The following is a 21,165-nucleotide window of genomic DNA, read 5'->3' on the forward strand; positions in this document are numbered from 1 at the left end:
ATAAAAGGAACAATTAAAAATAATTGTATAGCTTGTCACCAAAGTCCAAAAGATGATTTTCACAGTAATTCAACAAATAATAATTGTATTTCCTGTCATAGTTTAAATAAATGGAAGCCTTCGACATTCAATCATGACAATGCTTTTGTCTTAGATAGAAATCATAATGCTTCCTGCGTAACATGTCACACAAACAATAATTTTAAAACCTATTCTTGTTTTGGTTGTCACGAACATTCTTTAAATAATATTAGAGGCGAACATAACGAGGAAGGAATTTCTAATATCAACGATTGTGTAAAATGCCATAGAAGTGGCAATGAACACGACATTAGGATGAATGAAAGCGGTGGAAAAAGTTATAATAACAAGGAATTAAAAAATAAGAATGGCGAGGAAGAAGAGGAAGAAGACGATGATTAATTAGGGTTGTATTTGAAACAAAATATTTATTTATTAATGTGAACTACTCTTTGAGGGAAAGGGATTGTGATATTATTCGAATTGAATAATTCAAAGATTCTAATTCTCATTTCGCTCTTGATATTTTCAACCCTAAAAACTTCTTCAGACCAAAATATTATTGAAAAATTTAACGAGGAATCTCCAAAATCAGTGAATCGAACAAATGGAGATGGTTTTTTAAGAACTCCCTTTTGTTTGTCAACAGCTTCTTTCAAAATCTTCATCACAAGTTTTACATCAGAAGAATAATCAACTCCAACGCTTACTTCGAATCGGGATGTAATCGTACTATGTGTCCAGTTAATTAATTGATTTCTAGTTAAATCAGAATTAGGAAGTATAATGTATTTATCATCTCTTGTTAAAACCGTCGTGGTTCTAATATTTATTTCTTGAACTTGACAAACCATCCCGTTAATTTCAATAATGTCATCGACTTTTACGGTTGAGTCAACCAAAATTATGATTCCAGATACAAAATCGCTAAATAAATTTTGAAGTCCTAAACCAATACCTACAAGTAAGGCTGCAGAACCAGCCATTAAAACTGATAAATTGAAACCTAATATTTGTAGTCCAATCACAAAAGAGAAAACTAAAATGAAGTATTTTATTAAACTGTAAATAGAATATTTTTTGGCTAGATCAATATTAGTTGTTTTATAAATACCTTTTTTTATCAGATATAAAACAATAAAAACGGCTATAGAAAATCCCAAGAAAGTGAGAACTGTTTCTATTTTTATTTCAAAATAACCTAAATCAGCGAGGATATTATTAAATATTTCTTTCATAATTTTTGATATTGAATTGAGTAAATTATACCTCTATGAGGCTACATAATTAATCTCACGCCACCTAATTCAGACACTCGATAAGAAAAACGATCTCCAGGTGAACCAATGAACATAAAGTTTTTGGGAATATTCCATTTATTTGATAATTCGTCTATAATTTCAGGACCAAAAATCCCATCAAGTTCAATAAATTCAATATCAATTTCAGGATATGCTCTGTCCAGAACTTTTAAATCTTTAATAAGAGCTTTATTTGATTCACCGTCTTTCTTAATATTTACAATTCTCAGTTTTTTAGTAGTTTCGTTGCCTTGAACATATTGCATTACTTTATTCAAAATCGCAACGTCATCACCCTTTGTAAAGAAGACAAATTCCTGCGAATTAATTTGTAGATTCAATTTGGTCAAATAGCGATTGCTAAACACAACGAATTTGCGCATTGGTTTGTAAAAATATTCTAATGAATCTATCAATAATTGAATAAGCATCGTTCTATTGAGCATTATTGCAATAAATAGAAATGCAGGAATTAGATAATCGATAAAGGTGAAAAATGAATTCGTATTTAGATTGACATTGCCAATAAAAGCTGCTATAATAAATAATACTGCCACCACTACCGAAATTCCTCTTGCTCTCTCTGGACGAGGTAATTTTTTTCTTTTAAATTTTAAAAGCAAATTGCCAATCCCAAATAATCCCATTACCGTCAAAAACGAAAAAGTATAAACACCCGCCAATGCTTCGATGTCCCCTTTGGTGACAAATAAAACAGAAATGCACAAAATTAAAAAGCTGAAAATAATTCGATAATTCGAACCATTTTTATTTTGCTTCAAGAAATAGTTAGGCAAAATTCTATCCAATGTCATTCGACTTAACAATCCTGAAACCCCAACAAATGAAGTCAAAACAGCACCACATAATACCAAAACAGCGTCAACTGAAATCATAATAGCTAACCAAGTTCCTCCTGTAGTTTGTCCCAAATGAGACAAAAGTGATTCTTTATGTGCTCCAACCTCGGCTAAAGGAATAATACAAACCAATAATAGTGCTAGAACAGGATTAAAAAAACTAACGATTGCCCACATATTTCGCAATGTTTTTCTAAAAACGCCTTGTTCTTGTTCTTCAACAAAATTAGCCGAACTTTCGAAACCTGAAATTCCAAGCATTGCTGCCGAAAAACCTAAAAATAATGCTGTTAAAATGCTACCCGATTTTACAGGTAATTCCCAATTGATATTAAAAGTTTCGAGTCCGTTATTTGCAAGAAACCAAATCGATGCAAAAACTAAAACGCTCAAAGTAAATAAATGAATAATAAAGATAATTACCGCAACAAAAGCGGATTCTCCAATGCCTAAAATAGCCAAACCTGTAAAGGCAATCAAAACAATAATGGTAGCAATTGTCACATCGACAGATTCAAAAATACTGTGCAAATAATGCATTCCTTCAATAGATGAAATTACGGCAGTTGCCATATAGGAAAGTACGGTTAGCGTGGCGGCCAATGAAGCCAATCTTTTTGTGGAAGTATTCAATAAGACATTGTAAGCACCTCCATTTAAAGGAATAGCACCAACTACTTCACCATAAATTTTTCGAAATAAAAACAACACCAAAGCAACAATTAATAATGAAATCCAAGCAAATTGGCCTGCATACATAATGGTTAATGCCGATACATAAAGACAGGAAGAACTGATGTCGTTTCCGCAAATAGCGGTGGCTTGCAATTCGTTTAATTTTTTGGGTTTTGTTTTCTCCTTAGTATTTTTCAAGTGCTTGACTATCATAATTATTTTCCAAAATACGAAATTTTATTGGTGTTTTCTAAATTAAAACAGAGGAATCAAAAAAAGAGTACAATATTTAACATTTTGTGAGCATTGGAAAACTTTACTTTACAAATAATTTTTTTGATATTTTTCTAAAGGCATCAACTCGCAAAGAGTAAAATGAGCAGTTGTGCGACCAAAATCCTGCTGATAGTTACCAAAGGATAAACAGTAGCATAAGATTGATTAGGAATATCAGAATCCAAGTATTTGGTACTAAAAGCCAAAGCTGCAGGATCAGTATAAGAGCCACTCATAATACCAACCATTTGATAAAAATTGAGTTTGAATACAAATCGGCTAATTAATACCAATATGGTTAATGGAATAAAGGTGATATAACAACCATAATAAATCCACATCAACCCGTCATTTTTGATAAAATTATCATAGAAACCGTGACCAGCTTTGATACCCACGGCAGCAAAGAATAAACAGATTCCAAAATCTTTCATAAAATGTATTGCACCGTTATTGATGTAAGAGTGAATCACGCCAACACCACCGTATCTGCTGATGAATAGCGCTGCAAGAAGTGGCCCTGCTGCCAATCCTAATTTTAAAGGAACAGGCAAAGATGGAATCATAATTGGGATAGATCCGATAATAACTCCAAAAATCAAACCTCCAAAAAGGGAAAGAAAATCGGGTTCCAATAGAATTTTTTTAGAATTTCCAATAATTTTTTCAGCTTCTTGTATGGAATGTTTTTCACCAACAACCATTAAAGTATCTCCATAAAAAAGCTCTAATGTAGGTTGTGCTAATAATTCCAAACCAGAACGAATTACTCGAGTAACTCTCACATCAAATTGGTTGTACAAATCCAATTGCGCCAAGGTTTTATGAGTAGCTGTATCTTTGGTAACGCTAAGGATTTTTGTAGTAATATCGTCTTCTGATTCAATAAATAAATCTGTTGAAACTTTACCTACAATATTTACAAAATTATCTATGTCTTTTTGTTTTGCCACCACCATCAAAACGTCTTTCGCATTTATAACAGAATCAATTGATGGGGAGTAGACTGCTTTTGTACCACTATGTTTTTGTCTTGAAATGATTACATTGTCGATGTGAAATTCTTTCAAAACTTGTTTGATAGTTTTTCCAACAATTTCAGGTTTGGTAACCCTGCATTTTTGTCGAACAATTTTGTTTTCGGAATCCTTGTTCTTTTCATTCAGCAAAACAGCTTCTTTTGATAAATCAATTTTCAGTAAACTTTTGGCTAAAATAACAATAAGGATTATTCCGAAAACGCCAACAGGATAGGTGATAGCATAAGCAATAGCAGGATCCGAAAAGTGGTCTGAAGGAAGATTTAATTGTTTTTGAATTTCGATAAGTGTTGATTTTGCCGCACCCAATCCCGGAGTATTTGTTACCGAACCCGACATTAAACCCACGGCATTTTCAATTTTCACATTGACCAATAAATGGATTAAATAGGTAATAATTCCTCCTAAAAAAACGGTTCCAACTCCCAGAGCATTAAAAATTAATCCTTCTTTTTTGAATGACGAAAAGAAGGAAGGTCCCACTTGAATACCAATACCGTAAACAAACAAGATCAACCCAAATTCCCGCACGAATTGAATTAATTCCGCATCCATACTGTAACCCAAATGGCCTAAAAAAAGCCCCACAAACATTACAGCGGAAACTCCCAAAGAAACACTGCCTATTTTGATTCTTCCAACAAAAAAACCGACACTTATGGCCAAGAACAATACTATTAATGCCTGTGTCATTTCCGGCTCATCGGTCGGAGTAAATAAAATTTTAAACCATTCAAACATAAGTGCTAAGATTTAATTGTTAAATAATCATTTTGGATATATAAAATAGGTAAGCTTTAATTAATTTACATTTTAAGCATTTTTTGCAAACAAATTTTTAATCAATACATTCAAATCTTTTCCTTTCACGGTATAGGATTTGAAAACAATTATTGGGAATGCCACTCCAAATGCTAGGGCAAAAAGAATGAATACAGTACTGATACCGTAGGAGAAAGTTTGAACAACCTCTTCAACAGATGGTTTTTGGCCTTTACTATTGCTAATCCAATTGATCATTCCCATCATAAATTCGTAACTCAATAAACCAGGAATCATATTGATAACGGCAGGAATCATAAAAATAATAGGTGGAGTATGTGCTCTGTGGGCAAAATACATTCCTGAAATTCCCACAAAGGAAGAAGCAACAAAAATGGATAAAATTAGATTCACATCACATTCTTTAAACAAAAGGTATTTGATATAATAACCAACGGCTCCGAGTATAAAAACGGTCCACATAGCTCTTTTTGACGTATTGAATATCAACGCAAATCCCAAAGAACAAATTCCGCCAAATATTAATTTGGAAGCGTGCAGGGCTATTCCAGTAGGTTGGTAGGCTTCTGCAACTTGTTTTTGTAAATTGGATAAATCAAAACAACTAATACCACTTACAAAAGGCGTATTGAAAATTAAATTTGATACAAAAAAACCAAATGCCAGCATAAGAATTGCCATCGAAAAATAGATAAATCGAGCTGTACCCGATTCGAAATAACCTTCTAAATAATCAATAAAGGAATTAATCATTACAACCCCAGGAATAAGATACAATATTGAAACTATCAAGGCCTCTTTAATTTCAATATTAAAAAATAGACCTGCAAAATGGATAATTGAAATAGATATTGTAGAGGCAACGAAAAAAACCATTAAATGATTGTGATGCCTTAGCACCATATTTCTTCTGGCATAGAACCCTATAAATGTGGAGATATATACAAGTAAAGATTGCATCCAATTACCATCAAACAACATACAAAGTGCTACACTAGCAAAAGGAGCCCAAAAATAGAGTTGGAAATTAGTATATACTTTTCTTGCTCTTATTTGCTTCAACCTTGACTTGATTTCATCAATAGAAATTTTATTTTCTAGTACATCCCAAGATAAAATACTTATTTCCGAAATCGTTTCAAAATTGATGCCTTTGTCTTTAACGGTTCTAGCAAGCGTATGTGTTTTTAGTTTGTTTTCTTTGTAAATGGATATAACAATTCCGGTATACGTTAGAACTAACTCGCAATTATACCCCAAACCTTTGGCAATTCTTTCTAAATTTCTGATAATTCTAGCAGTGTGAGCACCACTTGTCATCATCATTTCACCAATATCAGTTAGTAATTCTAATACTCTTGGGGTTTCTTTTTCTTCAATCATTATTATGCAATTTTTTTTCAAAATAGATTTGACACAACAGGTTGATAAGTCTTCTAATTTTATATAAAGGTAGGACTATATTCTCCACTTCAAAATTAGTTATAAATTATTAATTCAATATGATATTTATCATATATAACCCTCGTGAACCCTTGAAAACAAAGAAATCGTTTTCGTAGTTTTATTTTTTTTATGATAATTATCAGGTTTTACAGGCTTGAATTTCTTAACTTTGAAAAGAATTAAAAGAATAAGAATTTAAATTAAATAAAGATGAAAAATATTAAAATTATTCAGGAATTACATGATTTAGGAATTACAGGTTATCACGAAGTTTCATACAATCCTTCTTATGAAGAATTATATGAAGCCGAAGTTTCCCACAAAAGAAAAGGATTTGAAAAAGGAGCTTTGACAGATACTGGAGCAGTTGCAGTTAAAACTGGAATATTCACAGGCCGTTCTCCTAAAGATAGATATATTGTTAAAGATGACATTACAAAAGATACAATATGCTGGGATAAAGAATCAGGGATAAATAGCCCTAATTACCCAACAACAAAAGAAATTTGGGATGATTTAAAAGCAATTGCTTTAAAACAACTTTCTACATCTCCAAAATTATATGTAGTAGATGCTTTCTGCGGAACTAATAAAGACACGAGACTTAAAGTTCGTTTTGTAATGGAAGTAGCTTGGCAAGCGCATTTTGTTACTAATATGTTCATCAGACCTTCTATTTATGAACTACAAAACTTTGGAGAGCCAGATTTTATTGTAATGAATGCTTCTAAAGCAACGAATCCAAACTGGAAAGAACAAGGATTAAATTCAGAAAATTTTGTGGTATTTAATCTTACTGAAAAAGTCCAAATTATTGGAGGAACTTGGTACGGAGGAGAAATGAAAAAAGGAATGTTCTCTATGATGAATTACTACTTGCCACTAAAAGGAATGGCTTCAATGCACTGTTCTGCCAATGTTGGTGAAAAAGGAGATGTTGCTGTATTCTTTGGGCTTTCTGGAACTGGAAAAACCACTTTATCAGCTGATCCTAAAAGATATTTAATTGGTGATGACGAACATGGTTGGGATAACAACGGAGTATTTAATTTTGAAGGTGGTTGTTATGCTAAAGTCATTGATTTAAGTGAGGAAAATGAACCAGACATTTGGAGAGCCATCAAAAGAGATGCTTTATTAGAAAATGTTATTGTTGATGAATACGGAGAAATCAATTATTATGACCATTCTATCACTGAAAACTCTAGAGTTTCTTATCCAATTTACAACATCAATAAAATTGTTCTCCCATCTAAAGCAGGACACGCAAGTAAAATAATCTATCTTTCTGCTGATGCCTTTGGTGTATTGCCTCCAGTATCTATCTTGAATGATGATCAAGCGCAATACCATTTCCTTTGCGGTTACACTTCTAAATTAGCAGGAACCGAAAGAGGAATTACAGAACCACTACCTTCATTCTCTCCAGCATTTGGTGAAGCATTCTTAACATTGCACCCAACACAGTATTCTAAAACATTAATTGGAAAAATGAAAGAACATGGTGCAAAAGCTTATCTTGTTAATACTGGTTGGAACGGAACAGGCAAAAGAATCTCTTTAAAAAACACAAGAGCAATTATTGATGCCATTATTAGTGGAGAAATTGATGCTGTAGAAAAAAGAGAAATTCCATTCTTGAATTTAACAATTCCAACTGCTTTACCTAACGTAAGTGAAGGAATTCTTGATCCAAGAGATACTTATGCTACAGAAGAACAGTGGATTGTTAAAGCTAAAGATTTATCATCTCGCTACATCAAATACTTCGAACAATATACAAATACCGAAGAAGGAAGACGTTTAGTTAGTGCTGGACCTTCATTAGAATCAAAAGTTGTTGAAGCATAATTAATGAAATTGCATAAATTAATGACATCTGTTTGATTTGTCATCATCATTATTCAAGCAAACAGATGTTTTTTAACAATTTGATTTCATTAAGTTAAATTAAAAATTGCTTTGTAATTATATTTTCAATTATATTTGCAGTCAAATAAAAGGATTACAAATTAATTATTATGTTATTAATTCAATTGCATCACCATCATTTTCATTATTGCTCTCAAGCGATGTGTTAATGATATGTTTGTAAATCATCATATTCTAAAACCCGTTTGAGTACTTCAAACGGGTTTTTTATTGCCTAAATGTTGTATTCAAACAAAATTGTAAACAACAAAAAATAAAAAAAAATTACAAATGAGTACTTTAAAAATTGCAATTCAAAAATCAGGTCGTTTAAACGAAGACAGCATTCAAATTCTAAAAGATTGCGGAATTTCTATCGATAATGGAAATGACCAACTCAAAGCCTCGGCTTCAAATTTTCCATTGGAAGTTTTGTTTCTAAGAAACTCGGATATTCCTCAATATTTGATAGACGGCGTTGTTGACGCAGCTATTGTTGGCGATAATCTTCTTGTAGAAAAAGGAAAAAACATTAAAGTTGCTCAAAAACTAGGCTTTTCTAAATGCAAAGTTTCTGTTGCCGTTCCCAAAACATTTGATTATAAATCATTAAAGGATTTAGATGGAATGCGAATCGCAACTTCCTATCCAAATACGGTAAATGAATATTTCGGTTCATTTGGAATGAAAGTGGATATTCACCAAATCTCTGGATCGGTTGAAATCGCACCAAATATTGGCCTCGCCGATGGTATTGTAGATATTGTTTCCAGCGGAAGCACCTTATTCAAAAATAATCTAAAAGAAGTGGAAGTTATTTTCAAAAGTGAAGCGGTTTTAGCAGTTTCTCCAAAGGTGACACCAGAAGTACAAAAACTAATTGACACCCTTCAATTTAGGATTCAAGCAGTTTTGAGAGCCAGAAAATCAAAATATATTTTGATGAATGTTCCGAATGATAAAATTGATGCAATTGGTAAAATATTGCCAGTTTTAAAAAGCCTTACTGTTATGCCTTTAGCCGAAGAAGGCTGGAGCAGTGTTCACTCAGTAATTGACAAAGACACTTTTTGGGACGTAATAGACCAATTAAAAGAAGCCGGAGCCGAAGGCATTCTGGTTTGCCCAATCGAAAAAATGGTGCTGTAAAAGTTATAAATTTTAATTGCATAAAGCTTAAAGCTAATTGTTTAAATTATTAAAAAATGAACAAAATATTCAATCCAAAACCTGAAACTTGGTCTACAATTTTAAAAAGACCAACACAAACAATTGAAGATATTGAACTTACCGTAAAAGAGATTTTCAAGGAAGTTCAAAAAAAAGGAGATGAAGCTGTAGCTAAATATACTTCCCTTTTTGATGGTGTTGCATTTGAAAATATAGAAGTTTCTAAATCAGAAATTGACCTTGCCATTGCATCTATTCCAGAAGAACTAAAAATAGCTATTCAATTAGCAAAATCGAATATCGAAAAATTTCATTCGGCTCAAAAAACAGCTAAAGTTCAAGTTGAAACTGCTGAAGGTGTTTATTGTTGGCAAGAAAAAAGACCAATCCAAAAAATTGGTTTATACATTCCAGGAGGAACTGCACCTTTATTTTCAACAGTTTTAATGCTTGCAGTTCCAGCAAACATTGCAGGTTGTAATGAAATTGTATTATGTTCACCACCAGATAAAAAAGGAAATATAAATCCTGCCATTTTATTTGCAGCCAATTTATGTGGTGTTACCAAAATATTGAAAGTAGGAGGAATTCAAGCCATCGCGGCAATGACTTTTGGTACGGAATCAATTCCAAAGGTGTATAAAATTTTCGGACCTGGAAACCAATTTGTGACAGTTGCAAAACAACTCGCAACTCAATTTGGTGTTGCCATTGATATGCCAGCAGGACCTTCAGAATTGTTGATTGTGGCTGATGATTCGGCTGTTCCCGCTTTTATAGCTTCCGATTTGTTGTCGCAAGCTGAACACGGTACCGACAGTCAGGTGATTTTAGTTTCTACTTCAAAAAATTTAATTGATGAAGTTGAAAAAGAAATTCAATCCCAAATAGAAGTTTTGCCAAGAAAAGCCATTGCCGAAAAAGCCATCTCCAATTCGAAATTGATATATGTCGAAAATGACGAAACTGCGTTAAAGTTAATTGATGAATATGGTCCAGAACACTTTATCATTTGCACCAAAGACGAAGATTATTTTGTTGATAATATTGGAAATGCAGGTTCGGTTTTTATTGGTAATTATACGCCAGAAAGTGCTGGAGATTATGCTTCAGGAACGAATCACACTTTGCCAACCAATGGTTATGCTAAGAATTATTCAGGTGTAAATTTGGATAGTTTTACTAAATCGATGACCTTCCAAAAAATTTCTGAAAAAGGAATCCAAAACATTGGCAAAGCGATAGAAATTATGGCAGAAGCTGAAGGATTGCAAGCACACAAAAATGCAGTTTCTTTGAGATTAGCCTCCTGCAAGGTTTCTAAAACCTTGTAGGTATTTAAAATAATCACACCTACAAGGTTTTGAAAACCTTGCAGGAGTAAAAAATTAAATAAAATGAATTTTGATATAAATAATTTAGTTCGTGAAAACGTTAAGTCGATGAAGCCTTATTCTTCGGCACGTGACGAATTTGAGGATTTCGATACTGCCGATATGATTTTCTTGGATGCCAATGAAAATCCGTTTCAGAATGGCGTCAATCGTTATCCTGATCCGCAACAAAGTAATGTGAAATTAGTTTTGGCGAAGCAAAGAAACATAAAACCAAATCAAATTTTACTCGGAAACGGAAGTGATGAAGTGTTGGATTTATTGTTTCGTGCTTTTTGCGAACCAAAAATAGACAACGTAATTACTTTGCCACCAACCTACGGAATGTATGGAGTTTTGTCCAATATTAATGCGATAGAAAATAGGGAAGTTTTGCTTTCAAATGATTTTCAACCGCAAGTCGAAAAGATTTTAGATGCTGTTGACGAAAACACGAAAATCTTATTTTTGTGTTCTCCAAATAACCCAACTGCCAATTCATTTTCGGATGAAAGTGTAGCGTATTTATTGAAAAATTTCAAAGGATTAGTCGTAATTGACGAAGCTTATATTGATTTTTCCAAAAAACAAAGTTGGATGAACGAATTGGACGAATATCCAAATTTAATCATCACACAAACGCTTTCAAAAGCCTATGGTTTAGCAGGAATCCGTTTGGGAATTTGTTATGCTTCGGCGGAAATTATTACGGTTTTAAACAAAATAAAACCACCTTACAATGTGAACGAATTGACACAATTAAGAGCTTTGGAAAGATTGAGTCATCCAGACAAAATTAAATCTGAAATTACTTCTATTATTGTACAAAGAGAGAAATTACTTAAAGTATTGGTTGACGTTAAATTTGTCAAAAAGATATATCCGACTGAAGCCAATTTCATCTTGATAAAGGTGGATGATGCCAACAAAAGATACAACGAATTAATTGCCAAAGGAATTGTAATTCGAAACAGAACAACCCAACCTTTGTGTGAAAACACTTTGCGTTTGACTATTGGAACTGAGGTTGAAAATAAAAAATTAATGGAGGCTTTGAAAGTTTAATATTAAAAAAGACCTAACAGGTTTTTAAAACCTGTTAGGTCTAAAAAATAAAATAATAAAATGAAAAAAATACTTTTTATAGATCGCGATGGAACAATGGTTTTAGAGCCAAATGACTATCAATTGGACAGTTTTGAAAAATTGGAATTCTATCCGAAAGCTTTTCAATATTTAGGAAAAATAGCTGCCGAATTGGATTTTGAATTGGTTATGGTGACCAATCAAGACGGTTTAGGAACAGATTCACATCCAGAAATTAACTTTTGGCCAGTACATAATTTAATCATGAAAGCATTTGAAAACGAAGGCGTTGTTTTCAAAGAAGTATTTATTGACAAAACATTTCCGCACGAAAATGTACCAACTCGTAAACCTGGGATTGGAATGTTGATAAAATATATTGGAAATCCGGAATACGATTTAGAAAACTCTTTTGTCATCGGAGACCGAATTACTGATGTAGAATTGGCTAAAAATTTAGGCTCAAAAGCCATTTTTATCAATACCGACGAAGGCTTGGGAAGTAACGAAATTGCCTCTAAAAGAGAAGAACTAGATTCCGTTATTGCATTGCAAACTACAGAATGGAAAACTATTTATGAGTTTTTGAAACTGGAAGAACGTACCGCTTCTATCACTAGAAAAACGCACGAAACAGACATTTATATCAACTTAAACCTTGATGGAACTGGAAAAAGTAAAATCGATACCGGAATTGCTTTTTTTGACCATATGCTAGATCAGATCGCGCGTCACGGCCAAATGGACTTGGAAGTTATCGTAAAAGGCGATTTAGAAGTCGATGAACACCACACGATTGAAGACACAGCAATTGCATTAGGAGAAGTTTTTGCCAAAGCATTAGGAAATAAATTGGGAATCGAACGCTACGGTTTTTGTTTGCCAATGGACGATTGTTTGTCGCAAGTAGCCATTGATTTTGGAGGTAGAAATTGGTTGGTTTGGGAAACCGAATTCAAACGCGAAATGGTGGGTAAAATGCCAACGGAAATGTTCTATCATTTCTTCAAATCCTTTTCGGATGGAGCAAAAGCCAACATCAATATCAAAGCCGAAGGAACCAACGAACACCACAAAATCGAAGCTATTTTCAAGGCTTTCGCCAAAGCGATAAAAGTTGCCGTAAAACGTGATACGGAGAAAATGATTTTGCCAAGTACGAAAGGGATGCTTTAAAGTTTGGATTTCCTGCAAGGTTTTTTTCAAACCTTGTAGGTATTCAAACTCCTTTATAATTATACCTACAAGGTTTGAAAAAAACCTTGCAGGAACTAAAAGAATAAAATGAAAATAGTAATCATAAATTACGGAGCAGGAAACATTCAAAGCATTATGTTTGCCATCGAAAGATTGGGATACAAAGCGGTTTTGAGCAACAATCCTGACGAAATAAAAGCAGCGGATAAAGTGATTTTTCCAGGAGTGGGAGAAGCAAGTTATGCAATGAAAATGCTTCAGGAAAGCGGTTTGGATACTTTGATTCCGACGTTGAAACAACCTGTTTTCGGGATTTGTTTGGGAATGCAATTGATGTGTAACTATTCGGAAGAAGGCGATACCAAAGGATTGGGGATTTTTGATGTGGATGTTGTGAAATTTTCTTCCAAGGTGAAAGTGCCACAAATGGGCTGGAACAATATTTACAATCTGAAATCTGATTTATTCAAAGGAATTACCGAAAATGAATATATGTATTTGGTTCATAGTTTTTACGCTCCAATCTGTGCTGAAACGATTGCTACAACCAATTATGAGCTAGAATATTCGTCAGCCTTAGAAAATGATAACTTCTATGGAACGCAATTTCACCCTGAAAAAAGTGGTGATATTGGAGAGCAAATTTTAAACAACTTTTTAAACATTAAACTTTAAACAAATTATGCGAATTATTCCCGCAATAGACATCATCGAAGGAAAATGTGTTCGCTTGTCGAAAGGCGATTACAATACCAAAATCATATACAACGAAAATCCGCTTGAAGTAGCAAAATCATTCGAAGCACACGGAATCGAGTATTTGCATTTGGTTGATTTGGATGGAGCAAAATCCAGTAAAATTGTCAATTACAAAATATTGGAACAAATAGCTTCGCAAACCAAATTGAAAATTGATTTTGGTGGTGGATTAAAAGCCGATTCTGATTTGAAAATCGCTTTTGAAAGTGGTGCAAACCAAATCACAGGAGGAAGTATTGCTGTAAAAAATAGGGCTATTTTTGAAAAATGGATTACTGAATATGGTTCAGATAAAATCATTTTGGGAGCAGATGCCAATAACGAAAAAGTAGCAGTTTCAGGTTGGTTAGAAGATTCAAATGAGGATTTAGTGCCTTTTATTCAGGATTATCAAAACAAAGGAATTCAGTATGTAGTTTGCACCGATATTGACAAAGACGGAATGCTTGAAGGACCAAGTTTTGATTTGTATGCTAAAATTTTGGCAGAAGCCAAAGGAATTAAATTAATTGCTTCGGGAGGAATTTCAACTTTTGATGAATTGCCTAAATTAGCCGAATTGGGCTGCGAAGGAACGATAATAGGGAAAGCGATATACGAAGGAAGAATTTCGTTGAAACAATTGGAAAAATATATTACAAGGTAAGAGGTTAGAAACTAGAGGTTAGAAGTGAAAAAAGGTTAGAAGTGAAAAAAGGTTAGAAATACGAAGTTAGAGGTTAGAAATAGTTGAAATATTAACTGCTAACTATCTTACTATTCTAAATCTCCTTTATCAAACTTTAACCCTTTACCTCTAATTTGTAATTTCTAACTTCAAACTTTTTTAACTTCGTATTTCTAACTTCAAATTTTAAATTATGGCTCAAGATTTAAAAGCAAGAACTAAAAAATTCGCTATTGATTGTGGAAAATTATGCAGAAATTTTCCGCATTCAAGAGAATATAACGCTTATGTTAATCAATTAATAAGATGTTCGAGTTCTGTAGGTGCAAATTATAGAGCCTCACAAAGAGGGAAATCAACTGCTGATTTCATTAATAAATTAAAAATAGTTGAAGAGGAAGCCGATGAAAGCCATTTTTTTATTGAAATTTTATTGGAACTATATGATTTGAATGATGAATACGTAATGAATGAAATGATAAGATTGTGTAAGGAAGCGAATGAATTAGTAGCAATAATAGTAGCTTCAATTAATACAGCTAAAAATAAATTAAAGTAGTTTTTTTTTATAGGTTACAACACCTCTAATTTCTAACTTCAAATCTCTAACTTTAAATAATGCTAACAAAAAGAATAATCCCCTGCCTCGACATCAAAAACGGAAGAACCGTTAAAGGTGTTAATTTCGTGGACTTGCGAGATGCAGGTGATCCTGTGGAATTGGCCAAAATCTATTCGGATGAAGGTGCTGACGAATTGGTTTTCCTGGATATTTCTGCAACGGAAGAGCGTAGAAGAACCTTAGTTGATTTGGTTCGCAAAGTAGCGGCAACGATCAATATTCCGTTTACCGTTGGTGGAGGAATTTCGGCAGTTTCAGATGTGGAAGTATTGTTGCAAAACGGAGCGGACAAGGTTTCCATTAATTCCTCGGCAGTTAAAAATCCGCAGTTGATTAATGATTTGGCACAAAAATTCGGTAGCCAATGTGTGGTTGTTGCAATTGATGCTAAACAAATTGATGGAGAATGGATGGTACATTTAGTAGGAGGAAAAGTGCCAACTGAAATTAGGTTATTCGATTGGGCAAAAGAAGTAGAACAACGTGGAGCTGGAGAAATCCTTTTTACCTCGATGAATCACGACGGAACTAAAAATGGTTTTGCGAACGAAGCTTTGGCAACATTGTCTGAAATTGTAAATATTCCGATAATTGCTTCGGGAGGAGCGGGAAATATACAACATTTTGTTGATACCTTTGTCGAAGGAAAGGCCGATGCAGCTTTGGCGGCAAGCGTATTTCATTTCAAGGAAATTGAAATCAAAACATTGAAAAAAGAATTAAAGAATAATAATATAGAAGTTAGAATTTAAACAATTAGACCTAACAGGTTTTAAAAACCTGTTAGGTCTCAAAAAGAACATAAAATGAATATAGATTTTACAAAAAGCGCACACGGATTAATTCCGGCAATCATTCAAGACAGCGAAACCAAAAGCGTTTTGATGTTGGGTTATATGAATGCGGAGTCTTACCAAAAGACTTTGGATACAAAAAAAGTAACTTTTTTCAGTCGTTCTAAACAAAGACTTTGGACAAAAGGCGAGGAGAGTGGCAACTTTTTAAATTTGATTTCCATCAAAAATGATTGTGATAATGACACACTTTTGATACAAGTAAAACCTCAAGGACCAACTTGCCATACAGGTTCAGGTACTTGTTGGCAAGAAGCTAACAGTCAGAATTATGGATTTATTTCAACTTTAGAAAATACCATAAAAACAAGAAGAGAAAATGCGGATTCCGAGAAAAGTTATGTTGCCTCTTTATTTGAAAAAGGAATTAATAAAATTGCACAAAAAGTAGGAGAAGAAGCGGTAGAAGTTGTGATTGAAGCCAAAGATGACAATGATGATTTGTTCTTGAGCGAAAGTGCTGATTTGCTTTTTCATTATCTAATTTTGTTACAAGCCAAAGGATTTCAGCTGAATGATGTTGTGAATATTTTAAAAAGTCGCCAGAAATAATAACAACCTTCAAGTTAATTTTTATATATTAATACCCAATAGTTAAATCATTAACTATTGGGTTTCTTTTTTCTTTTAAATCAAACAGCAATCCACTATATTTACTTTTTTATTTGAAATCACAAAATAATGAATCTTGAATTCATTTCATCAATATCTTTGGGGATTTGCCCTGAGTTTATTTATTCTATTTTTTATGAAAAGATATTTTATCCTTATTTGTTTTTCGTTACTCTTTTTTAATAGTGCAAATGCGCAAGGACTTTTGGGAAATAAAGCAGAAGTATTTACTCATCAAGATACTTTAAGAGGTAGTATTACCAAAGAAAGAGCTTGGTGGGATGTGAAATATTATCATCTTGACATCAAGGTAAATCCTGCCGATAGCACAATTTCAGGCTCCAATACGATTCGTTATCAGGTTTTGGAAACCTACAACAGAATGCAAATAGACTTGCAAAAACCGATGGAAGTCTATAAAGTCATTCAGGATGGTAAGGAATTAAAATTCCAAAGAGATGGAAATGCTTTTTTTATCGATTTAGTTGCACCACAACAAAAGCGTGATATAAAAGAACTTACCGTTTTTTATGGTGGTAAACCAAAAGTTGCTGTGAATCCGCCTTGGGATGGTGGAATTACTTGGAACAAAGACAAAAATGGCAAACCATTTATAGCTTCGACTTGTCAAGGATTGGGAGCGAGCGTTTGGTGGCCTAACAAAGATCACATGTACGATGAAGTTGATGATATGTTAATCAGTGTGAATGTTCCCAAAAACTTGACAGATGTTTCTAATGGTCGTTTGCAAAGCGTAATTGATTTGAATGATGAAACCAGAACTTTTACTTGGTATGTTTCAAACCCAATCAACAACTATGGTGTAAATATAAACATTGGAGATTATGTTTCTTTTTCTGAAGTTTTTGCCGGAGAAAAAGGAAATTTAGATTGTGAATATTATGTGTTACGAGATGATTTAGAAAAAGCAAAAATTCAATTTAAGGATGTTCCTCGAATGTTGAAAGCTTTCGAACATTGGTTTGGACCTTATCCTTTTTATGAAGACAGTTATAAACTGGTTGAAGCACCCTATTTAGGAATGGAACATCAAAGTTGTATTACGTATGGAAATGGTTTTGCCAATGGGTATCGTGGAAGAGATTTGAGTGGAACGGGTTGGGGTTTAAAATTCGATTTTATCATTATTCACGAATCAGGTCATGAATGGTTTGCTAATAATATCACTTACAAAGATATTGCTGATATGTGGATTCACGAGAGTTTTACTAATTATTCAGAAAATCTTTTTGTTGAATATTATTATGGAAAGGAAGCGGGAGCCGAATATGTTAGAGGAACAAGAAGAGGAATAAAAAATGACAAACCAATTATTGGATATTATGATGTTAACAATGAAGGTTCTGGAGATATGTATCCCAAAGGTGGAAATATGTTGCACACATTGCGTCAAATTGTGAACGATGACGTAAAATGGAGAACGATTTTACGAGGTTTAAATAGTACATTTTACCATCAAACGGTTACTACAAAACAAATCGAAGATTTTTTAAGCCAACAAGTTGGACTGGATTTAAAGCCGTTTTTTGACCAATATTTAAGAGATATAAGAATCCCGACTTTCGAATATAAATTCAATGACAACAATCTATCCTATCGCTGGACAAATTGTGTTTCTGACTTTGCTATTCCTGTAAAAGTGACCTTGAACGGAAAAGAACAATGGCTGAAACCTACTACAGAATGGACTAATTTGCCACAAACTGCAAAAGATTTGAAAGTGGAAGTAGATAAGGATTTTTATGTGAATGTGGTGAAGGGAGGCGAATAACATTCAAAATTTGAATTAAATTCATCAATATAATTAGAGAATTTATGAAAAAAATTATTGTTATCATATCAGCTTTTGTATTACTAAGTTGTGTGAAATTTGGTCAAAATAATAACGAGACTCTGGATAAATTACTTGTAAAAAAGGAAAAGTCAACTGAGATTCCTAGAATCGTAATTGACTCAACTTCTCTTTCAAAAACTAGTGAAATGCTGGATGAAGATAAATTTTGGTTAATAATAGATCATTCATTAAAGAAAAGTCAGAATCAAGACGAGCAAGAACATTTTTTAGTTGAAGAAATAAAACAACTTTCACCTAAAGAAATGATAGGCTTTCGTTTAAGAACGGATAAACTCCTTTATGACACTTATAATTCCGAAATGTGTTGTGCGGGTTATATTATGAATGGAGGTTGTTCAGATGATGGTTTTGAGTATTTTAGATGTTGGCTAATATCAAGAGGGAAAAACACCTACTATGAAGCTAAATCAAACCCAGATTCTCTTGTAAACGAAATCAAAGATGACGAAGAATTTTATGATTTTGAAAGTTTTTGGTACGTTGCTTTGACTGCATTTAAGAATAAAACTGGCAAGGAATTATATGACTATATTGACAACGATAAGTTTACAACAAATGAAGGTAATTATCCAAATTTTAAATTTACGTGGCAAGAAAATAATCCAGAAAGTATGAGAAAAATTTGTCCAATATTATTTCAAAAATTTATGAAATAATTAAATTCCTACCTCTCAAACAACACAATCCTTGTCCTTTATTGAATTTCACTCCAATCATTTTGCACGGCTCAATCGAATTAAATTACAGAGTAGAGTAGGAGCAGTATCTTCATTTTCCAAACAAAAAAATTCCAATAATCTTAATTCATCTAAAAGAGTTAAGATTATTGGAAATATTTTTAAATCAAATTAGTATTAATGTAATCAAAACTTGTTTTAATACATTCAATTGGGTTTGGAAGATAATTAGATTCATGTTCTAAGAAAAAACGTTCCATTCCTGATTGCTTTGCTTTTGCAAAAATTGCTTTAAAATCAATTGTTCCTTGACCAATTGCAGCATTCAATTCTGGATTTACTTTGTCCATATCTTTTACATGCCACATTTTGAAACGACCTGGGTGTTCTTTGAATAATTGCAATGGATCATATCCTGCACGAACTACCCAATACAAGTCCATTTCAAAATCAACTAGATTTTTATCGGTTTCATTTAGTAAAACTTCATAACCTGTAGTATTTTCGAATTTTATAAATTCAAAATCATGATTATGATAGGCTAATTTTAATCCGTTTGAATGACAAATTTCGGCAACTTTATTTACTGCTGCTGCTAATTTTTTGTAATCATCAATACTTTTACCTCTTAATTCTTGAATTACATAAGGTATCGTTATATATTCACTTCCTAAAATGTGAGCAGTTTCTATGTATGAATTTAAATTGTCTGTTTTACCATCTTTAATATAACCATTAAAATCAAAATGATTACTAGTAGCTTTCAAACCGTTATCCTTCAAAATAGATTGAAAATCCTTTGCTGAAGTTCCAAAAAATCCGTTAGTAGGAGAATAACCAAAAGTTTCCACTTCAGTGAAACCAGCATTTGCCACTTGAGCAAGTACGCCTTTAACATCATTTGGTAGAGAATCTCTAAGTGTCCATAATTGAATTCCGATAGCACGTTTTTTTGAAGCAAAGGCTAAGGAAGGAGCGATAGCTAAAGCCCCTATGGCTAAACCACCACTAATTAAAAATTGTCTTCTTTTTATCATTTCACATTTTTTTTTAGATTATTTAAATATCACAAATAGTGATTGCTTTTTTTAATGAGGAAATTTTGTCAGGATTTTTAGGAATAAATTCTTGAGCTACATAACCCTTAAATCCAGTTTTAGCAATAGCTTTCATTATTGCAGGATAGTTCAATTCTTGCGATTCATCAATCTCATTTCGGCCAGGAACTCCTGCAGTATGATAATGTGCGAAATATTGGTGATTATCAGTTATAGTTCTAATCACATCTCCCTCATCAATTTGCATATGATAAATATCGTATAATAACTTAAAATTATCTGATTGCAATGATTTTACTAATTCTACTCCCCAAGGTGTAGTTGAACATTGATAATCAATATGATCAATTTTACTATTTAGTAACTCCATAACCAAGGTAACATTGTACTTTTCTGCTAATGGAATTAATTTCTCGAGACCGAGTTTGCAATTATGTAAACCTTCTTCGTCCGTTTTATTTCTTCGATTTCCGCTAAAACAAATTAGATTTTTAAAACCTGCTTTTGACACAAGCGGAATCATCTCTGAATAATTTTTAATTAACGTTTCATGAAATTGAATGTCATTAAATCCATCTACCAAATTAATTTCGGCGCCATTGCACATCGGTGAATCTAATCCATACTTTTGAAGAGTAGGCCAATCTTTTGGTCCAACTAAATCAATTCCAGATATTCCTATTTTTTTGACTTCGATACAAAGTGTTTCTAAATCAAAATCATTAAAACACCATCGTGCAACAGAATGATTAATATTCCCTTTTAGATTCAATACTATACTTCTTGAAGCCTCATTTTTATTAGCAAAAGCCAAAAGACTAGAAGGAATTCCTAAACTGGCTGTGCTGGCAATAATTCCTTTTATAACGGATCTTCTACTTAGATTAGAACTCATTTTATT

Annotated in this window: 18 protein-coding genes and 1 pseudogene; 13 read left to right on the top strand and 6 right to left on the bottom strand. The window is 32.8% G+C overall.

Annotation, left to right across the window (positions count from 1 at the left end):
• On the top strand, window positions 1-423 hold a 423-nt coding region (locus tag PHC28_RS02245; RefSeq protein WP_300096359.1), incomplete at its 5' end, for a cytochrome c3 family protein.
• A gap of 26 nt (window positions 424-449) precedes the next feature.
• Here PHC28_RS02245 and PHC28_RS02250 read toward each other — a convergent pair.
• The 4 genes from PHC28_RS02250 to PHC28_RS02265 all read right to left on the bottom strand — a co-directional run bounded on the left by PHC28_RS02250 (window position 450) and on the right by PHC28_RS02265 (window position 6,339).
• The gene (locus PHC28_RS02250) at window positions 450-1,259 is read right to left on the bottom strand and encodes a mechanosensitive ion channel domain-containing protein (protein WP_300096360.1); all 810 of its coding nucleotides are present in this window, start codon (window positions 1,257-1,259) and stop codon (window positions 450-452) included.
• Between the two features lie 41 nt (window positions 1,260-1,300).
• A complete protein-coding gene (locus PHC28_RS02255) occupies window positions 1,301-3,070 on the bottom strand; it encodes an APC family permease (protein WP_300096361.1) in 1,770 nt (589 codons plus the stop codon).
• A gap of 143 nt (window positions 3,071-3,213) precedes the next feature.
• Entirely contained in the window at window positions 3,214-4,914 is a 1,701-nt protein-coding gene (locus PHC28_RS02260; RefSeq protein WP_300096362.1) for a putative transporter, read from the bottom strand.
• A gap of 72 nt (window positions 4,915-4,986) precedes the next feature.
• On the bottom strand, window positions 4,987-6,339 hold the full coding sequence (locus PHC28_RS02265) for a threonine/serine exporter ThrE family protein (protein WP_300096363.1): 1,353 nt from the start codon (window positions 6,337-6,339) through the stop codon (window positions 4,987-4,989).
• A 273-nt stretch (window positions 6,340-6,612) separates the two neighbouring features.
• Here PHC28_RS02265 and pckA point away from each other — a divergent pair, with 273 nt between their 5' ends.
• The 12 genes and pseudogenes from pckA (at window position 6,613) to PHC28_RS02325 (ending at window position 19,185) form a co-directional block, all read left to right on the top strand.
• Window positions 6,613-8,253, top strand: coding sequence for a phosphoenolpyruvate carboxykinase (ATP) (gene pckA, locus PHC28_RS02270; RefSeq protein WP_300096364.1), 1,641 nt, complete (start codon window positions 6,613-6,615; stop codon window positions 8,251-8,253).
• 351 nt (window positions 8,254-8,604) lie between these two features.
• Complete coding sequence (gene hisG, locus PHC28_RS02275) at window positions 8,605-9,462, top strand: ATP phosphoribosyltransferase (protein WP_300096365.1); 858 nt, start codon at window positions 8,605-8,607, stop codon at window positions 9,460-9,462.
• A gap of 56 nt (window positions 9,463-9,518) precedes the next feature.
• Window positions 9,519-10,817 (top strand): histidinol dehydrogenase, encoded by a 1,299-nt coding sequence (hisD, locus tag PHC28_RS02280; RefSeq protein ID WP_300096366.1) that lies wholly within the window; start codon window positions 9,519-9,521, stop codon window positions 10,815-10,817.
• 63 nt (window positions 10,818-10,880) lie between these two features.
• Window positions 10,881-11,921: a histidinol-phosphate transaminase gene (gene hisC / locus PHC28_RS02285; RefSeq protein WP_300096367.1), complete on the top strand. Its 1,041-nt coding sequence runs from the start codon at window positions 10,881-10,883 to the stop codon at window positions 11,919-11,921.
• Window positions 11,922-11,981: 60 nt separating this feature from the next.
• Entirely contained in the window at window positions 11,982-13,118 is a 1,137-nt protein-coding gene (gene hisB, locus PHC28_RS02290) for a bifunctional histidinol-phosphatase/imidazoleglycerol-phosphate dehydratase HisB (RefSeq protein ID WP_300096368.1), read from the top strand.
• A gap of 108 nt (window positions 13,119-13,226) precedes the next feature.
• Window positions 13,227-13,814, top strand: a complete 588-nt coding sequence (hisH, locus tag PHC28_RS02295; protein ID WP_300096369.1) for an imidazole glycerol phosphate synthase subunit HisH — start codon at window positions 13,227-13,229, stop codon at window positions 13,812-13,814.
• A 7-nt stretch (window positions 13,815-13,821) separates the two neighbouring features.
• On the top strand, window positions 13,822-14,544 hold the full coding sequence (hisA, locus tag PHC28_RS02300) for a 1-(5-phosphoribosyl)-5-[(5-phosphoribosylamino)methylideneamino]imidazole-4-carboxamide isomerase (RefSeq protein WP_300096370.1): 723 nt from the start codon (window positions 13,822-13,824) through the stop codon (window positions 14,542-14,544).
• A gap of 214 nt (window positions 14,545-14,758) precedes the next feature.
• Window positions 14,759-15,124, top strand: coding sequence for a four helix bundle protein (locus PHC28_RS02305; protein ID WP_300096371.1), 366 nt, complete (start codon window positions 14,759-14,761; stop codon window positions 15,122-15,124).
• Window positions 15,125-15,183: 59 nt separating this feature from the next.
• Window positions 15,184-15,939, top strand: a complete 756-nt coding sequence (gene hisF / locus PHC28_RS02310) for an imidazole glycerol phosphate synthase subunit HisF (RefSeq protein ID WP_300096372.1) — start codon at window positions 15,184-15,186, stop codon at window positions 15,937-15,939.
• 51 nt (window positions 15,940-15,990) lie between these two features.
• Window positions 15,991-16,593: pseudogene (hisIE, locus tag PHC28_RS02315) on the top strand (bifunctional phosphoribosyl-AMP cyclohydrolase/phosphoribosyl-ATP diphosphatase HisIE); the annotation flags it as partial.
• A 196-nt stretch (window positions 16,594-16,789) separates the two neighbouring features.
• A complete protein-coding gene (locus tag PHC28_RS02320; RefSeq protein WP_300096373.1) occupies window positions 16,790-18,445 on the top strand; it encodes a M1 family metallopeptidase in 1,656 nt (551 codons plus the stop codon).
• A 44-nt stretch (window positions 18,446-18,489) separates the two neighbouring features.
• Entirely contained in the window at window positions 18,490-19,185 is a 696-nt protein-coding gene (locus tag PHC28_RS02325) for a DUF4240 domain-containing protein (RefSeq protein ID WP_300096374.1), read from the top strand.
• Window positions 19,186-19,367: 182 nt separating this feature from the next.
• Here PHC28_RS02325 and PHC28_RS02330 read toward each other — a convergent pair whose 3' ends face one another.
• Both PHC28_RS02330 and PHC28_RS02335 read right to left on the bottom strand, forming a co-directional pair.
• On the bottom strand, window positions 19,368-20,243 hold the full coding sequence (locus tag PHC28_RS02330; protein WP_300096375.1) for a sugar phosphate isomerase/epimerase: 876 nt from the start codon (window positions 20,241-20,243) through the stop codon (window positions 19,368-19,370).
• 22 nt (window positions 20,244-20,265) lie between these two features.
• Window positions 20,266-21,159, bottom strand: coding sequence for a TIM barrel protein (locus tag PHC28_RS02335; protein ID WP_300096376.1), 894 nt, complete (start codon window positions 21,157-21,159; stop codon window positions 20,266-20,268).
• Between the last annotated feature and the right edge of the window lie 6 nt (window positions 21,160-21,165).

The sequence above is a fragment of the Flavobacterium sp. genome (assembly GCF_028712645.1).
Taxonomy (GTDB): Bacteria; Bacteroidota; Bacteroidia; order Flavobacteriales; family Flavobacteriaceae; genus Flavobacterium.

Excerpts from the sequence above, each read along its gene's own strand:
- PHC28_RS02250 (WP_300096360.1), bottom strand. The coding sequence starts at position 1,259 with ATGAAAGAAATATTTAATAATATCCTCGCTGATTTAGGTTATTTTGAA.
- PHC28_RS02255 (WP_300096361.1), bottom strand. The coding sequence starts at position 3,070 with ATGATAGTCAAGCACTTGAAAAATACTAAGGAGAAAACAAAACCCAAA.
- PHC28_RS02260 (WP_300096362.1), bottom strand. The coding sequence starts at position 4,914 with ATGTTTGAATGGTTTAAAATTTTATTTACTCCGACCGATGAGCCGGAA.
- PHC28_RS02265 (WP_300096363.1), bottom strand. The coding sequence starts at position 6,339 with ATGATTGAAGAAAAAGAAACCCCAAGAGTATTAGAATTACTAACTGAT.
- pckA (WP_300096364.1), top strand. The coding sequence starts at position 6,613 with ATGAAAAATATTAAAATTATTCAGGAATTACATGATTTAGGAATTACA.
- hisG (WP_300096365.1), top strand. The coding sequence starts at position 8,605 with ATGAGTACTTTAAAAATTGCAATTCAAAAATCAGGTCGTTTAAACGAA.
- hisD (WP_300096366.1), top strand. The coding sequence starts at position 9,519 with ATGAACAAAATATTCAATCCAAAACCTGAAACTTGGTCTACAATTTTA.
- hisC (WP_300096367.1), top strand. The coding sequence starts at position 10,881 with ATGAATTTTGATATAAATAATTTAGTTCGTGAAAACGTTAAGTCGATG.
- hisB (WP_300096368.1), top strand. The coding sequence starts at position 11,982 with ATGAAAAAAATACTTTTTATAGATCGCGATGGAACAATGGTTTTAGAG.
- hisH (WP_300096369.1), top strand. The coding sequence starts at position 13,227 with ATGAAAATAGTAATCATAAATTACGGAGCAGGAAACATTCAAAGCATT.
- hisA (WP_300096370.1), top strand. The coding sequence starts at position 13,822 with ATGCGAATTATTCCCGCAATAGACATCATCGAAGGAAAATGTGTTCGC.
- PHC28_RS02305 (WP_300096371.1), top strand. The coding sequence starts at position 14,759 with ATGGCTCAAGATTTAAAAGCAAGAACTAAAAAATTCGCTATTGATTGT.
- hisF (WP_300096372.1), top strand. The coding sequence starts at position 15,184 with ATGCTAACAAAAAGAATAATCCCCTGCCTCGACATCAAAAACGGAAGA.
- PHC28_RS02320 (WP_300096373.1), top strand. The coding sequence starts at position 16,790 with ATGAAAAGATATTTTATCCTTATTTGTTTTTCGTTACTCTTTTTTAAT.
- PHC28_RS02325 (WP_300096374.1), top strand. The coding sequence starts at position 18,490 with ATGAAAAAAATTATTGTTATCATATCAGCTTTTGTATTACTAAGTTGT.
- PHC28_RS02330 (WP_300096375.1), bottom strand. The coding sequence starts at position 20,243 with ATGATAAAAAGAAGACAATTTTTAATTAGTGGTGGTTTAGCCATAGGG.
- PHC28_RS02335 (WP_300096376.1), bottom strand. The coding sequence starts at position 21,159 with ATGAGTTCTAATCTAAGTAGAAGATCCGTTATAAAAGGAATTATTGCC.